15 protein-coding genes are annotated in these 13997 nt (G+C 63.9%); 5 read left to right on the top strand and 10 right to left on the bottom strand.

From position 1 onward, the window contains the following. Positions 1-7: 7 nt before the first annotated feature. From P9236_RS21490 to P9236_RS21470, 5 genes are all read right to left on the bottom strand, one after another. The gene (locus P9236_RS21490; RefSeq protein WP_278076544.1) at positions 8-817 is read right to left on the bottom strand and encodes an ABC transporter ATP-binding protein; all 810 of its coding nucleotides are present in this window, start codon (positions 815-817) and stop codon (positions 8-10) included. Positions 818-924: 107 nt separating this feature from the next. Continuing rightward, positions 925-1884: an ABC transporter substrate-binding protein gene (locus P9236_RS21485; protein ID WP_278076608.1), complete on the bottom strand. Its 960-nt coding sequence runs from the start codon at positions 1882-1884 to the stop codon at positions 925-927. 227 nt (positions 1885-2111) lie between these two features. Beyond that, the gene (dapB, locus tag P9236_RS21480; RefSeq protein ID WP_278076543.1) at positions 2112-2888 is read right to left on the bottom strand and encodes a 4-hydroxy-tetrahydrodipicolinate reductase; all 777 of its coding nucleotides are present in this window, start codon (positions 2886-2888) and stop codon (positions 2112-2114) included. A 63-nt stretch (positions 2889-2951) separates the two neighbouring features. Beyond that, on the bottom strand, positions 2952-5060 hold the full coding sequence (locus P9236_RS21475; RefSeq protein WP_278076542.1) for a molybdopterin oxidoreductase family protein: 2109 nt from the start codon (positions 5058-5060) through the stop codon (positions 2952-2954). A 248-nt stretch (positions 5061-5308) separates the two neighbouring features. After that, positions 5309-7186 (bottom strand): ABC-F family ATP-binding cassette domain-containing protein, encoded by a 1878-nt coding sequence (locus P9236_RS21470; protein WP_278076541.1) that lies wholly within the window; start codon positions 7184-7186, stop codon positions 5309-5311. 138 nt (positions 7187-7324) lie between these two features. Between P9236_RS21470 and P9236_RS21465 the strand changes: the two genes are divergently transcribed. The 3 genes from P9236_RS21465 (at position 7325) to P9236_RS21455 (ending at position 8958) form a co-directional block, all read left to right on the top strand. Further along, positions 7325-7561, top strand: a complete 237-nt coding sequence (locus P9236_RS21465; RefSeq protein ID WP_278076540.1) for a hypothetical protein — start codon at positions 7325-7327, stop codon at positions 7559-7561. 222 nt (positions 7562-7783) lie between these two features. Then, entirely contained in the window at positions 7784-8464 is a 681-nt protein-coding gene (locus P9236_RS21460) for a lysozyme inhibitor LprI family protein (RefSeq protein WP_278076539.1), read from the top strand. A gap of 302 nt (positions 8465-8766) precedes the next feature. Next, the gene (locus tag P9236_RS21455) at positions 8767-8958 is read left to right on the top strand and encodes a hypothetical protein (protein ID WP_278076538.1); all 192 of its coding nucleotides are present in this window, start codon (positions 8767-8769) and stop codon (positions 8956-8958) included. A 114-nt stretch (positions 8959-9072) separates the two neighbouring features. Here the strand turns inward: P9236_RS21455 and P9236_RS21450 are convergent, their stop codons facing one another. The 4 genes from P9236_RS21450 to P9236_RS21435 all read right to left on the bottom strand — a co-directional run bounded on the left by P9236_RS21450 (position 9073) and on the right by P9236_RS21435 (position 11996). Further along, positions 9073-9513, bottom strand: coding sequence for a MucR family transcriptional regulator (locus P9236_RS21450; protein WP_278076537.1), 441 nt, complete (start codon positions 9511-9513; stop codon positions 9073-9075). Positions 9514-9862: 349 nt separating this feature from the next. Next, positions 9863-10066: a hypothetical protein gene (locus P9236_RS21445; RefSeq protein ID WP_347405199.1), complete on the bottom strand. Its 204-nt coding sequence runs from the start codon at positions 10064-10066 to the stop codon at positions 9863-9865. A 29-nt stretch (positions 10067-10095) separates the two neighbouring features. After that, the gene (locus tag P9236_RS21440; protein ID WP_278076607.1) at positions 10096-11109 is read right to left on the bottom strand and encodes a DMT family transporter; all 1014 of its coding nucleotides are present in this window, start codon (positions 11107-11109) and stop codon (positions 10096-10098) included. 53 nt (positions 11110-11162) lie between these two features. After that, positions 11163-11996 carry a hypothetical protein gene (locus tag P9236_RS21435; RefSeq protein ID WP_278076535.1) on the bottom strand — a complete coding sequence of 278 codons (834 nt, stop codon included), beginning with the start codon at positions 11994-11996 and terminating at the stop codon, positions 11163-11165. Between the two features lie 111 nt (positions 11997-12107). Here P9236_RS21435 and P9236_RS21430 point away from each other — a divergent pair, with 111 nt between their 5' ends. Continuing rightward, a complete protein-coding gene (locus P9236_RS21430) occupies positions 12108-13076 on the top strand; it encodes a LysR substrate-binding domain-containing protein (RefSeq protein ID WP_278076534.1) in 969 nt (322 codons plus the stop codon). 346 nt (positions 13077-13422) lie between these two features. On the opposite strand, the gene P9236_RS21425 is transcribed toward P9236_RS21430, so the two are convergent. After that, a complete protein-coding gene (locus tag P9236_RS21425) occupies positions 13423-13596 on the bottom strand; it encodes a hypothetical protein (RefSeq protein WP_278076533.1) in 174 nt (57 codons plus the stop codon). A gap of 231 nt (positions 13597-13827) precedes the next feature. Between P9236_RS21425 and P9236_RS21420 the strand changes: the two genes are divergently transcribed. Continuing rightward, positions 13828-13983, top strand: a complete 156-nt coding sequence (locus tag P9236_RS21420; protein WP_278076532.1) for a hypothetical protein — start codon at positions 13828-13830, stop codon at positions 13981-13983. Positions 13984-13997: the final 14 nt, after the last annotated feature.

The following is a 13997-nucleotide window of genomic DNA, read 5'->3' as shown; positions in this document are numbered from 1 at the left end:
GCCTCCCTTACGCCGCCGCGCGGGCGTAGCTGGTCTCGACCTCTTCCTTGAGATCGGCCCAGATGGTGCGTGAATAGTCGATGAAGCTCTGATCGTAGCGAATGTCGGCGACGACGCGCGGGCGCGGCAGCTCGATCGTGTAGACGGACTTCACCGTCGCCGGCCCCGCGGTGAGCACATAGACTTTGTCGGCCAGCGCGATCGCTTCCTCGAGATCGTGGGTGACGAAGACCACGGACGCCTTCGCCTCGGACCATAGGCGCAGCAGCTCCTCGTGCATGAGGACGCGGGTCTGCACGTCGAGCGCCGAGAACGGCTCGTCCATCAACAGGATCTCGGGACCGTTGATGAAGGTCTGCGCCAGCGCCACACGCTTGCGCATGCCTCCGGACAGCTGGTGCGGATAATGCTGCTCGAAGCGTGCGAGGCCGACGCGCGCCAGCCAATCTCGCGCCGAGGCTTGCGCCTCGGCCTTCGGCTTGCCGCGAAACAGCGGGCCGGCCATGACGTTCTCGATCACTGTGCGCCAGGGGAACAGCGCGTCGGTCTGGAACACGAAACCGATGCGCGGGTCGATGCCCTTGACCGGCGCGCCCATGACGCGGACCTCGCCGGCGCTCGGGCTGGCGAGCCCGGTGACGAGGTTGAGCGTCGTCGATTTGCCGCAGCCGGTCGGACCGACGACGGCGACGAACTCGCCGCGTTCCACGGTCATCGTGAAATCACGGATCGCGGTCAGCGATTTGCCGGTGGGGGAAAGGAAGCGGCGGCTGACGTTGATCAGCTCGATCGCCGGAGCGGTCTTTTGGACAGCCATGGTGAGCAACTCCAATAGCGGGCGACCGCCGCGCGAGGGGGATCGCCGGACATAGAAACAGAATAGGGCGGCGGCGCGAGTTCGGAACCTTCGCGCCGCCTGATCCGCTACTTCACGTTCTTCACGAATTCCGTGGTGTAGGTCTTCGAAAGATCGATCTGCTTGCCCTGCAGTTCCTTCTTGAAGGCCGAAAGCACCGTCAGAACCGTTTCCGGTCCGCCCTGCGGCATCACGCCATCCGGGGTGAACATCGCCTTGCCGGCATCAAGCGCCTTCACATAGCCTTCCTTGTCGCCGACATAGTAATCCTTCGGCATCTTTTCGGCGATCTCGGCGCCGCTGTGGGTGCTGATGAACTTCAGTGTCTTGACGAAGGCATTGGCGAGCTTCTGCACGGTATCCTTATGGGCCTCGACCCATTCGGTCTGCATGTAGAGCGAGGCTGCCGGATAGGTGCCGCCAAGCGCTGCCTTGGTGCCCTCAACCGTGCGCATGTCGACGAGAACCTTCGCCTCGCCGGTCTTGAGCAGCCGGGTGATGGTCGGCTCGGTGGTCATGCCGGCCTGGATCTTGTCCTGCTGCATGGCGGCGATGAAGGTGTTGCCGGCACCGACCGGCACCGAGGTGAACTCGCCGAGCTTGAGCCCATTTTTCACGGCGAGATACTCAGTCAGGAAGTTGGTCGAGGAGCCCAGGCCAGTGACGCCGAGGCTCATGCCCTTGAAATCGGCCGGCGACTTGATCTCCGGATGCTTGGCCGAGACCAGCTCGACCTCGCCCGGCGCCTGACTGAACTGCACGACGGATTCGACGAACTTGCCCTTGGCCTGCAGGTCGATACTGTGGTCGTAGAAGCCGACCACGCCCTGGACGGCGCCGGCCAGCATCTCGTTCTCGGCGTCGACGCCGGCTGGTTCGTTGAGCAGTTCGACGTCGAGCCCCTCATCCTTGAAATAGCCGAGCGCTTCGGCGAGCTTGGCAGGCAGGTAGATCTGTTTTTCGTAGCCGCCCACCATGATCGAAATCTTGTCGGCAGCCGATGCCGTCGTTGCGCCCGCGGCAGCCATGGCAAGCGTCAGCACCGCCGAACGCAGGGCGCATTTAGAGATGAAACCGGTCACGTAACTTCCTCCACCTGGGCGACGCGCCATACGGGCTGCGCCGCATTTCCTCCTTGCCGGCCGCTCCCCGACCGGACCGTGGCGAACGCCACAAAACTGTCATGGCATGCCCAAGCTTTCAGCTGGCTTTCAGCCATTAGAGATGTTTGAAATGGAATCCGGCGGTATTCCAATCACGAAGCGCCGAGCCCCAGCACGTCGCGCATATCGTATTCGCCCGGCGGCTGTCCGGCGACCCAAAGTGCCGCCGCGATGGCGCATCGGGCGAACATCGAGCGGTCGTCTGCCATATGCGAGAGCGTGAGCCTCTCGCCTTCGCTGAGGAAGCTGACGCTGTGCTCGCCGACGATGCTGCCGCCGCGCAGCACGGCAAAGCCGATCTCGCCGGCAGCGAGCGGGCCGGTGACGCCGTCGCGGGCGCGCTTCGCCACATCGTCCAGCCTGACGCCACGTCCCCGCGCCGTCGCCTCCCCCAGCATCAGCGCCGTTCCGGATGGCGCGTCGACCTTGAAGCGGTGATGCGCTTCGAAAATCTCGATGTCGCAGTCGTCTTCGCCGAGTGCCCGCGCCGCCTGCTCGACCAGGCCGGTCAGAAGGTTGAGCCCCAGCGAATAGCTGCCGGAGCGCACGACGGCGATTTTCCTGGCAGCGTCGGCGATCGTCTTCAGTTCGGCGGCGTCGAAGCCCGTCGAGCCGACGACCAGTGCCGGGCCGCCGCGCTCCGCGCAGGCTCTTGCCAGTTGGGCGGACGCTGCCGGCGTAGTGAAGTCGACGACGACGTCGGCCAGCGCCAGCGCCTCGTCCCGCTCGACCAGCCCCTCACCTGCGCTGCCCGACCGGTGGAAGCGGGCGGCGAGATCGAGCCGAGGGTCGGCTTCGATTGTCTCAGTCATCTGCCGGCCCATGCGGCCGAGCGCGCCGGCGACGGCTATCCTGAGCGGCTGTGGCATGGCTGGCTCCGGCTGAAAAGCGAGTCCGAACAACGACATCGTGCCGGTCTCTGGCAAGACGATTCAATTGAGGGCGCGCAGCCAGACCTTGTTGTCGTGGAAGGCGGCACCGCCATAGGGCGCCGGCGCGTCGGCGCCGGTCAGCACGTTGATGCCTTCGCCGCGCTCATGCGCGCCGTTCGGCCAGATGCCTTCGGCCACCACAACGCCGCGCTTCACCCCGTCGAAGAGTTTGGCGTGCAGCACGATATCACCGCGGCGATTGCCGACCTCGACGCGGCCGCCATCCTCGATGCCGAGCGCGGCCGCATCGTCGGGGTGGAGCAGCAGTTCCGGTCGGCCTTCCTTGGCCTTCGACACCGGCGTCTCGGCAAAGGTCGAGTTGAGGAAATTGCGCGCCGGCGAGGTCGTCAGCCGGAACGGATGCTCTTCATCCGCCACCTCGATAAGGTCGACATGGTCGGGAAATTCCGGCAGCTGTTCGACCGGCCCGAACAGGCCCATGCTCCTCGGCGGCCGGTTGGGCGCCGACTGCCCGGTCCAGTTGGGCCGGAAGTGGAATTTCTTGTCAGCATGGCCGAAGCCGTTGATGAAATGCGCGTCGTCGAAATCCGGCTGCAGGTCGACCCACTTCTGTTGCTCGAGGCTGTCGAAGCTGCCCAGCCCGCGCTTGCCGAGGATGATGTCGATATGCTCCCGTTCGGTCAGGCCGAAGCCCGGCCGGTCGCCGACGCCCAGCCGCTTGCCGAGCTCCTCATTGACATAGTGGTTGGTGCGCGGCCCTTCCGGCGGCTCGATCAGCTTGGGACCGAGCGTGATGTGCTGATTGCCGCCGCCCTTGTAGATGTCGTCATGCTCCAAGAACATCGTTGCCGGCAGCACGACGTCGGCGAGCTTGGCCGTATCGGTCATGAACTGCTCGTGAACGCAGGTAAACAGGTCCTCGCGCAGGAAACCTCGCCTCACCAGCCGCTGCTCGGGCGCGACATTGGCCGGATTGGTGTTCTGGATCAGCATCGCCGTCACCGGCGGGCCGCCATAAAGCGCATCCTCGGCGCCGGTCAGCACCGGACCGATGCGCGAATGGTCGAGATAGCGAATGTTGGGGTCGCGCATCGCGGTGCCTTCGAGCACATTCTGGTTCAGCTTGAAGATGCCGGAATTGGAATGGAAAGCGCCACCGCCCTCATATTGCCAGGCGCCGGTGACGGCGGCGATGCAGGCAGCGGCATGCATGTTGACCGAGCCGTTGCGCTGACGGGCAAAACCATAACCGAGGCGGAAGTAGGTCTTCTTCGTAGTGCCGACGAGACGGGTGAAGGCTTCGATCTCGGCGACGGAGAGCCCGGTGATCGCCGCCGCCCACTCCGGCGTGCGCGACCTCAGATGCTCTTCCAGCCCGCGCGGATCGTCGGTGTATTTTTCGAGATAGGCGCGGTCGGCAAGCCCATCGCGAAACAGCACGTGCATGGCCGCGCAGGCGAGCGCGCCGTCGGTGCCGGGCTTCAGCACCAGGCCGAGATCGGCCTGCTTCATCGTCGCGTTCTCATAGATATCGATGACGACGATCTTGGCGCCGCGCTCTTTTCGCGCCCTGGTCGCGTGGGTCATGACATTGACTTGCGTGACCACGGCGTTGGTGCCCCAGATCACCACGCAATCCGACTTCGCCATTTCGCGCGGATCGGGACCGCGCAAGGCGCCCGCACCCATCATCCAGCCGGTCCAGGCGAGATTGGTGCAGATCGAGCTGAAGAAGCCCGAATATTTTTTCGCGTGCCGCAGCCGCTCGATGCCGTCGCGCTGCACCAGTCCCATGGTGCCGGCATAGTAATAGGGCCAGACGGTTTCGGAGCCGAACTTCTCTTCGGCCGCGATGAATTTCTCGGCGACGAGATCGAGCGCGGCTTCCCAGCTCGCTTCCTTCCAGGCGCCCTCGCCCTTGGCGCCCGCGCGCACCAGCGGCTTCAAGAGCCGCTCGGGATGATGGACGCGGTCTGCATAGCGGGCGACCTTGGCGCAGACGACACCGGCCGTATAGCTATTGGCCTTGGCGCCATGCACGCGGCCGATGCGGTTCTCGTCGAGCAGCTCGACTTCGAGCGCGCAGGTGGAGGGACAGTCATGCGGACAGGCCGAATGGCCGATCCTGAGCTTGGCGTGCTGGTTCATGCGCGGGTGTGTAGCGGGTTTTCGGGGAGAGGTGTAGGGCCAGATGGAGCTCCCCCTTCTCCCCTTGTGGGAGAAGGTGGCCGAGCGAAGCTCGGTCGGATGAGGGGTGTTGGAAGGATCACTACGATGAAGAAAATTGGCGCTTGAAGCATCCCATTCTTCAGCCCCTCGTTTCTTCCAACACCCCTCATCCGTCTCGGCGCTGCGCGCCGATCCACCTTCTCCCACAAGGGGAGAAGGGGAGCTCCCTACTCCGCGATCCCCTCTTCATACTCCGCCGACATGGTCAGCCACTTGTCCTCGTTCACGGCAAGTGTGTGGGCAAGCTGCGAGCGCTCCTTGGCCAGCCGCGTCGCGGTCGAGGGGTCCTTTTCGTAGATGGCCGGGTTGGCGAGCTCGTCCTCGATCAGATCGATGCGTTTGCGGATGCGATCCATCAGCGCTTCGGTGGCGCGGATCTCCTTGGCTAAAGGCTCGAGCGCCGAGCGCCGGGCGGCCGCCTCGCGGCGGCGGTCGGCCTTGGACGCCTTGTCCGCTTCCTTCTGTTCGCGGCGGTTGGACGAGATGCCGGTGACCAGCGTCTTATAGTCTTCCAGGTCGCCGTCATAGGGATTGACCGCGCCGTCCTTGACCAGCCACAGCCGGTCGGCCGTCGCCTCCAGCAGATGCCGGTCGTGCGAGATCAGGATCACGGCGCCCGGAAAATCGTTGAGCGCATGGATCAGCGATTCACGGCTGTCGATGTCGAGGTGGTTGGTCGGCTCGTCGAGGATGAACAGGTTCGGCCCCTCGAAGGCCGACAGCCCCATCAGAAGGCGCGCCTTCTCGCCGCCGGAGAGGTCCTTCGCGGCAGTGTTCATCTTTTCGGTCGACAGGCCGAACTGCGCGACGCGGGCGCGCACCTTGGCTTCGGGCGCATCCGGCATCAGCCGGCGCACATGCTCGTAGGCGCTTTCCTCGGGGCGCAGGTCATCGAGCTGGTGCTGGGCGAAAATCGCCACCTTCAGCCCCGGCGCGACCGTCATCGTGCCGGTCTCGGCCTTGAGGCGGCCGGCGAGCAGCTTGGCGAAGGTCGACTTGCCGTTGCCGTTGGCGCCGAGCAGCGCAATGCGATCGTCGGCATCGATGCGCAGCGTCATCTTCTTCAGCACCGGATTGTTTTCGGTATAGCCGACATTGACGCCGTTGAGCGCCACGATGGGCGAGGCCACCGTCTTCACCGGCTCGGGGAAGGAGAACGGGCGCACCGTGTCGTTCACCACCGCGGCGATCGGCTTCAGCTTCTCCAGCGCCTTCAGGCGCGACTGCGCCTGCCTGGCCTTGGAAGCCTTGGCGCGAAAACGCTCGACGAAGGACTCCATATGCTTGCGCTGCGCCTCCTGCTTGGCGCGGCTCTTTTCCTGCAGCTCGCGCTGCTCGGTCAGCTGGCGCTCGAACTGGTCGTAGCCGCCGCGCCAGAAGGTAAGCTTCTTCTGGTCGAGATGGACGATCGAGTTGACGGCGCGGTTGAGCAGGTCGCGGTCGTGCGAGATCAAGAGCACGGTGTGCGGATATTTGGAGACGTAGTTCTCCAGCCACAGCGTGCCTTCGAGGTCGAGATAGTTGGTCGGCTCGTCGAGGAGCAGAAGGTCGGGCTCGGAGAAGAGCACGGCGGCGAGCGCCACGCGCATGCGCCAGCCGCCGGAGAAGGACGAGGCCGGCCGCTTCTGCGCGGCATCGTCGAAGCCGAGGCCGGCCAGGATGGTGGCGGCGCGGGACTCGGCCGAATGGGCGTCGATATCGGCAAGCCGCGTGTGGATCTCGGCGATGCGGTGCGGATCGGTGGCGGTCTTTTCCTCCACCAGCAGCGCCGCACGCTCGACATCGGCCTTGAGCACGATCTCGATCAGCGGCTCCTCGGTGCCGGGAGCTTCCTGCGCCACCTGGCCGATGCGTGTGTTCTTCGGTAGGCTGATCGAGCCGGTCTCGGAGGGGAAATCGCCGGTGATCGCCTTGAACAGCGTCGTCTTGCCGGTGCCGTTGCGGCCGACGAGACCGGCCTTGGTGCCGGCCGGCAGGGTCAGGGAGGCATGGTCGAGAAGCAGGCGCCCCGCCATGCGCAGCGAGAGGTCGTTGATGATAAGCATGGGCCGCGCTTTTGCACGGGACGTCGGCGCTTCGCAAGAGCCAGCCCGGAAGAGGCTCCTCGCGCGCGACTGCGGACCGTTCGACAAAAAACCTGGCCGCGACTGGAACCAGTTGCGGCCCAACGCGTTTGCAGGCCCGTGGTTCGCTATCTTGCGCTCGCCTTCATCTTCTTCCAGGTCGCCACGACAGCCGCGCTGGCGACGCAGGTGGTTCTGTTTGCGAACGATACCCCCTTGACAAGCGCGGCGCTCACACCGCCAGTCTTGCCTCCCGCGAGGGAGACGGCAGGCAGGCCGGAGGGACGCCAGATAGAGCACCTGCTGATCCAAATCGATCCGGCAAAACAATCTCAGGCGTCGCCTATGAACGACTGAGCGGCCGATCCGGACAGCGCTGTCCGCTGGCCTGCCGGTCCTCCGCAGAGGCTGCGGAGTTGGACGCTGCCTTGGCGCGAGATTGCCCGCTCCTGCGCTTCGCCGACCACGACCCGCTTACACTTTGCTTGCCACGTCACCGGTTTGACGTTGATGGCAGCTATCGTCTCAACCTATGCTGGCGCGAGCGGCTGGGGCCTATCCACGCAAAGGACATATCCGATGACGTGCAAGACCATCCTTCTTTCGGCCGCGCTGGCAATTGCGGCTGCCGCCATGCTGGCGATCCCTGCCCGGGCCGCGGATTGCGCGGCGGCGAAGACGCAGGCCGACCTCGCCACCTGCACAGCCAAGGATGCGGCCTCGTCCGACGTCGCGCTCAACGCCGTTTACAAGGCGCTGGCGGGACGCCTCTCTCCCGCCGACCTTGAGCGCCTTCGCGACGCGCAGCGCGCCTGGATCCCGTTCCGCGACAAGGAATGCGCCTTCCGCACCCAACCCTATGCCGACGGCTCGGCGTATTCGAGCCTGGTCGAAACCTGCAAGGCGGAATTGACCAAGGCGCGGCTGACGCAGTTGCAGCACCAGTTGCAATGCCCGGAAGGCGATCTTTCCTGCGTGCCGCAAACCGCCGGCGGCACCAAGCCAGCGCCGGCAGCTTCCGGTGCCGCGCCCGCGGCCCCAGCCCAATCAGGCCGGAACGACACCAGGCCATGCGTGCAATCCGCCGGCAAGGCGAAATCGGACCAATATGTCTCGCAATGCGTTCAGGTGTCGCCGTCGACACATCCGCCTTGCAACGGTCAGAACGCGTGCAGCATGATGATCGACGAGATCAAGCGGGGCTGCGCCATGATCGGCAACGACAATCCGCCGGCCTTCTGCTCCGCCTACAAGAACTGAGCGGCAAGGGCGGGCAGGCCCTATTGGCCAGACCCGCCTGCCACCCAAATACCGGCACGGACCCCCCCGCGGAAAGACGGCCAAGCCAACCCCGAAGTCGCGCCTCGGCTTATATTAGCGCGATGGATGCCGAAACGACCAAAAAGAGCGCCAAATCTTTTGATCCGGCCGCTATGCTTGGCGAAAAATCGATTTCGGTTTTTGCCGCAATCCTGCGAACTTATGAAAGCGTCGTGATTCGCGCGTAGGCGCCAATAAAAACCAACAATAACAACATAACTTGACTGTGTCAGGAGCTCACGATGGGCGAGGCGGCCAACGATCTGCGCATGCTGAGATATGTCGCGGAGATCACGCGCAGGCTGGCGAAGATGCTTTCGCGCACGCGCTACCAGATGCTGGTCTATTTTCTGGAGATGACGGCTGTCGAGGCGGACAGCCTTGCGGCCGAGCAGGACCGCCGCGCGGCGGCGCGCAAGCAGCCCGGCAACTGAAGGCGGCCTGGCGGGAAGACTGGCTGGCCATCCTGCGATGCAATCCATCGAGCGTAGCCGAACAATCGGCCGACGGCACCGCGTCGGCCGTTGCAGGCAGCATGGCCGTCGGCCTCAGGCCTTGGCCTTGCGCTTGCCCTTGCCGGAATCCGCGGCCGGCTTGCGGCCCAGGCCGGAAGACTTGGCCAACGCCGAGCGTGTCGCCGAATAGCTCGGCGCCACCATCGGATAGTCCGCCGGCAGGCCCCATTTGGCGCGGTATTCGTCCGGCGTCAGCCCGTGGTCGGTCGACAGGTGCCGCTTCAGCGACTTGAACTTCTTTCCGTCCTCGAGGCAGACGATGTGATCGGGGAATACCGAACGCTTCGGATTGACGGCCGGCGTCAGCGGTGCGCTCTCCTTGACGGCGGCGCCGCCGGCGAGCTTGCGCACCGACGCGCTGACGCTGGCGATCAGATCAGGCAGGCCGGAAGCCGGAAGCGGATTGTTGCCTACATAGGCCGAAACAATGTCGGCGGTCAGCTCGATTGCGGTCTTGTCATCGATATTGGACAATTTTTTCACCTTCTGCTGGCTCTCAAATGGCCAGCTGTTTTTAAGACTTTAGTCCAGGTATCATATTGGACCTGTCCCCCAACGGACCGTCCAGAGTCAGTAAAGGCACGAGACTCAATACCGAAGGTATGTTTTCACTATGAGCCGCGACCGCGCAAGTTAGGAATTCTAATACCTATAACAAACACTTTACAGCGTTGGAGGCCTACACGGGGTGCGTATGACGCAAAAGCACTTCAATTTTTGCGAGTAATTCCTGCAAAAATCGAAATTCAGGACGAAAGCCGATACTGTCGGATAGCATGGCGTCCGGGTTGCTGATCATGCCCGATTCGCCACGGAGAGTCCCTCATTTCGCCGCGGCTCGACGTTCCGCCCGCCTGTCGTCGGCCAGTATTTCCAGCACACGCTTCCAGCGCGCGCAGCGGCCGAAATCCTTCTGCTCGATGGCCTTCTCGGCCTTCATGGCGGCATAGAGCGGCGCCTCGGCGCCGAATTCCTTCACCAGCCAGTGCGCCTCTTGCCGGGCGCGGCGTTCGTCGTCGTCAACTATGATCCTTGGCATGCTTCCTGGCATGGTCTTCAGACCTCCGAGCGTTCGATGCCGACGGCAATGCAACTGCCGATGACGAGGACGGCGCCGGCAACGGCCGTCGTCGACAGGCTTTCGCCCGACAGCGCCAGTAAGAGCGTTGAAGCGATCGGCGTCAGATAAGCGACGACCGCGAGCCGTCCGCTCTGGTCGAGGCTCAGCGCACGCGACCAGAAATAATAGCCGAGCCCCATCGGCCCGGCGCCGAGATAGAGGCCAAGCAGAAGCGGCGTGCCGCTCAGGCCGGCGACGCCGTCATGCAGGCACCAGGCGAAGGTCAGCGCCACGCCGATCAGCGCCGAGGGCAGCAGAAGCCGATCCGCCGGCACGGCAAGGCGACCGACGGCTATCGAGTAAAAGGCCATGCAAAGCGCCGAGCCGAAGGCGGCGCAATAACCGACGAGGCTGCCTTCGAACCAGGCCTGCGCGCGCCCGCCGGAGATCACCAATGCCACGCCGGCGAAGCCGAGCGCGGCGGTGAGCCCGAGCAGCAGAGGCCGTTGCGGACGGCCAAGCACGATGACGGCGGCAGCGACCATCAGCGGCCAGGTGTAGGCGACCAGATTCGCCTCGATGACCGGCATCGAAGCAAAGGCGATATATTGCAGCATCATGGTGCCGACCAGGCCGATGAAGCCGACGGCGTAGGCGAGCGCGGCATTCCCCTTCTCCCCTTGTGGGAGAAGGTGGATCGGCGCGCAGCGCCGAGACGGATGAGGGGTGCTGGAAGAAACTCCAGTGTCGGCGATCCGTCCAGCACCCTTCATCCGACCTCGCTTCGCGAGGCCACCTTCGCCCACAAAGGGGGAAGGGAAGAGCCTGATCAGCGCAAAGACCAGCGCGGCGCCGCAAAACTGCAGGAACTGCACATGCGATACCGGGTGGTTGGCAAGCAACGTCTTGCCGACCAGGGCATTGGTCGCCCAGAGCGCCACGGCGCCGAAGGCAAAGGCCAGCGCCGCCGTCGAGGCGGCGCCGGGCCGGGATTGCCGGCTTTCAGCCATGACCGGGGCGAGGCTCGGCGACGCCGAGGGCAGCCGAGCCGGGTCATCACTCGCTACCACGACTCCCTGGCTCCGCCCGATACCGACTCCACGGCCGGCTTCGGCATGGGATGCTCTTCGGCATGGCGGCGATAGGCCGGCAGCTGGTTGGTCCAGACGTCGTCGGCCAGCTCGTTCACCCAGGCCCGGTCGTGATCATTGTCGGCGGCGAGGTAGAACATGCGGTTGTCGTCGACATAGGGCTTGGCCACGGAGCGCTGATTGAGCACCAGGGTGACGCGCGAGCCGAGCTGGATCGGCGCGGTGCGATGGAGCACGCCGAGGAACTGGCCAAGCGTGGCGTAGTTCATCTTGTGGTCGATGCGCATGACCTTGTTGCGCGGCAGGTCGCGGCCGGATTCGAGAATGGCGCGGCCAGTCTCGGAATCGTCGCAATAGATCTCAAGATGGCCGCCGATCAGAGGGTCGCTGATCGAGAGCGGAACGAGCTCCGTCACCGGAACGCCATCGCAGTGCCATTCGACGGCGCCGTCCTTGGGGTTCATGAAGGTGACAGTCGAGCCGACGATCGACAGCGGATAGGGTTCGAGCTTGGTGCCCATCATGTCGGAAAGCCGTTCCAGGCGCAGCTTGTCGTTGAGCAGCTCCTTGATCTCCGGAATGTAGCGGTCGGCGCCGGTGATGAAGGTGAGGTCGAGATGCTTGTGCACGGCATGGCTGGCCTTGAGCTTGAGCGCCGCCTCCTCGATCGCGGCGAGCAGTTGGGGGTCGTAGCCGTGAAGATACTGAGCGACGCCGAAGCTAGACACTTTCCACGCCGTATCATGGCCGATGATGGCTTCACGGCTCATCGCGTAGCGCAGTTCGGGGATTGTATGGGCGTTCATTCTACTTCTCCAAGGTGGGGGCAACACTTGGTAAACAGTCGATTAAGCCGCCCGCCCCTGTAAATTTAGGAATGCTGGTGCTACTTTAAGCCCAGCTAAAGGTCGAACCCCGTGCGTCTGCTCAGTCAGGTCAACTTAAACTCGCTGAAAATCGTGGAGAGCGCAGCCAGGCACCGCAACTTCACGCGCGCCGGCGAAGAGCAGTTCATCACTGCCTCCGCCGTCAGCCAGCGGGTCAAAAGCCTGGAGGACCAGTTGCGCTTCAAGATCTTCCAGCGCGGCGGCAATGCGGTGTCGCTGACGCCGGAAGGCGAGACCTATGTGGCGCGGGTGCGCGAGGCGCTGGAGCGGATCGTGGCGGCCAGCATGGAAGCGACCGGACAATCGCAGGCGCATGTGCTGAAGATCTGCGTTTTGCCGACTTTCGCCGCGCGCTGGCTGTTTCCGCGGCTTTCCGTCTTTCAGCAGAGATATCCGGATATCGAGATGCGGGTCTCGACCTCCTACGCGACACATGAATTCGCGACCTCCGAATACGACCTCGAGATCCGCTATGGCGACGGCAATTTCCCCGGCCTCAAATCCGAGCTGCTATTCAAGGAGGACCTGACGCCGGTGTGCAGCCGCAAGCTGTTCCACGAGGTGCTGGGCGACAAGCCGCTGTCCAGGGTGACGCCCGAGGACCTCAGGCACTTCACCCTGCTCCACTCCGACACCTGCACCCAGAACTGGCAGTCGTGGCTCGGCTTTGCCGGCGCGAGCTTCGTGCTCGGCGAGACCAGGAGCATCTATTTCGATTCCTGCATGATGTCCTACGAGGCGGCCAATGCCGGCATGGGCTTTGCCGTGGCCAATCGGGCCTATATGGCGAGCGACATCCGCGCCGAGCGGCTGGTGGCGCCTTTCGCGGTCCACCATCCCAACAGCGCCGGCTGGTATTTCGTCAGCCCGATCAAGGCGCTCGGCGCGCGCAAGGTGGAGGCATTCAAGCAGTGGATCATGGCCGAGGCGGCGCTGACGCAGCGCCAGTTGGACCTCGAGATCGCCGGCATGCCGGAGCGGCGGGCGGCGATGGCGTGAGCGGGCTACCCTGTCTTCAAGCCCTCCAGCCGATCAGACACAGATGAAACTATGATGGGCCATATTAAGGCATAGCCTGGCCATTGTTGTTGGTGACCTCAGCTGTTGTAGATTCCACACAATCACAAGAATTCCAGACGGATTTCCCCAAGCCTGGAAAGCCGTACTCCTGACCCAGCGGCAAGACTCAGCTATGGTTTTTCTTGCGGCGGGCCTGATTTCCCGCTTGGCCGGCGCTTTCCAGCTTCCTCCCAAGCAGCGCCGGCCTTCTTCTGTGGCGGCAGCATCATTTCCCGACTACCGCCCGCCTGTTTCCGTCCGAGTATTCCTGCGCGCTTCGGCGCCATCACTGCTTCGGCGGCGTGCCGGGCTGATCGCCGCCGGTGGTCGATTTCGGCACCGGATTCTTGTCGATTTGCGGGTTCTGGTCGACAGGCGCCTTGGTGGGCGGCACGCTGTTGTCGCAGGCGGCGAGCGCGAGCCCTGCCGCAAGAGCCAGCAGCACAGGAAGCTTCATCATGACGACCTCCTCTCGTTCGCCCCTTTCTTGAGGCAAACGGGGCGGTGGCGGTTTGGTTGCGTAGGCCAGCGGGAACCAACCCGCCGGTCTCCGGTTGAGCTTCGACAAACTAAAGCGCGTCGCGATCTTTCAGATTCGCTCCCTGCGCCTTAGGTTTTTGATTTTATGCATGTCTTTGTCCCGAAAACCGGTTCCCACTTTCGGGAGACATGCTTTAGCGAGGAGATGGTCATGATCCGTCTGCTGCTCGTCGGCCTGTTCGCCTACACCACTTACCGCGTTACGATGAGGATCATCGAGGAGATGTCCGGCGATGCCGCGCCGTTGGACGAACGGCGGAAGCTGCGGCGCCAGTCGGCGGCGATGGGGGTGGAGCCGAAAAGGTAGTTACAGCTAATCTT

The organism is Mesorhizobium sp. WSM4884 (assembly GCF_029625675.1).
In the GTDB taxonomy this organism is placed as follows: Bacteria; Pseudomonadota; Alphaproteobacteria; order Rhizobiales; family Rhizobiaceae; genus Mesorhizobium.
Note: the sequence above shows the minus strand (reverse complement) of the source record. Positions and strands in the feature narration are given on the sequence as shown.

Excerpts from the sequence above, each read along its gene's own strand:
- P9236_RS21420 (WP_278076532.1), top strand. The coding sequence starts at position 13,828 with ATGATCCGTCTGCTGCTCGTCGGCCTGTTCGCCTACACCACTTACCGC.
- dapB (WP_278076543.1), bottom strand. The coding sequence starts at position 2,888 with ATGCCACAGCCGCTCAGGATAGCCGTCGCCGGCGCGCTCGGCCGCATG.
- P9236_RS21470 (WP_278076541.1), bottom strand. The coding sequence starts at position 7,186 with ATGCTTATCATCAACGACCTCTCGCTGCGCATGGCGGGGCGCCTGCTT.
- P9236_RS21475 (WP_278076542.1), bottom strand. The coding sequence starts at position 5,060 with ATGAACCAGCACGCCAAGCTCAGGATCGGCCATTCGGCCTGTCCGCAT.
- P9236_RS21460 (WP_278076539.1), top strand. The coding sequence starts at position 7,784 with ATGACGTGCAAGACCATCCTTCTTTCGGCCGCGCTGGCAATTGCGGCT.
- P9236_RS21435 (WP_278076535.1), bottom strand. The coding sequence starts at position 11,996 with ATGAACGCCCATACAATCCCCGAACTGCGCTACGCGATGAGCCGTGAA.
- P9236_RS21425 (WP_278076533.1), bottom strand. The coding sequence starts at position 13,596 with ATGATGAAGCTTCCTGTGCTGCTGGCTCTTGCGGCAGGGCTCGCGCTC.
- P9236_RS21455 (WP_278076538.1), top strand. The coding sequence starts at position 8,767 with ATGGGCGAGGCGGCCAACGATCTGCGCATGCTGAGATATGTCGCGGAG.
- P9236_RS21485 (WP_278076608.1), bottom strand. The coding sequence starts at position 1,884 with ATGGCTGCCGCGGGCGCAACGACGGCATCGGCTGCCGACAAGATTTCG.
- P9236_RS21490 (WP_278076544.1), bottom strand. The coding sequence starts at position 817 with ATGGCTGTCCAAAAGACCGCTCCGGCGATCGAGCTGATCAACGTCAGC.
- P9236_RS21440 (WP_278076607.1), bottom strand. The coding sequence starts at position 11,109 with ATGGCTGAAAGCCGGCAATCCCGGCCCGGCGCCGCCTCGACGGCGGCG.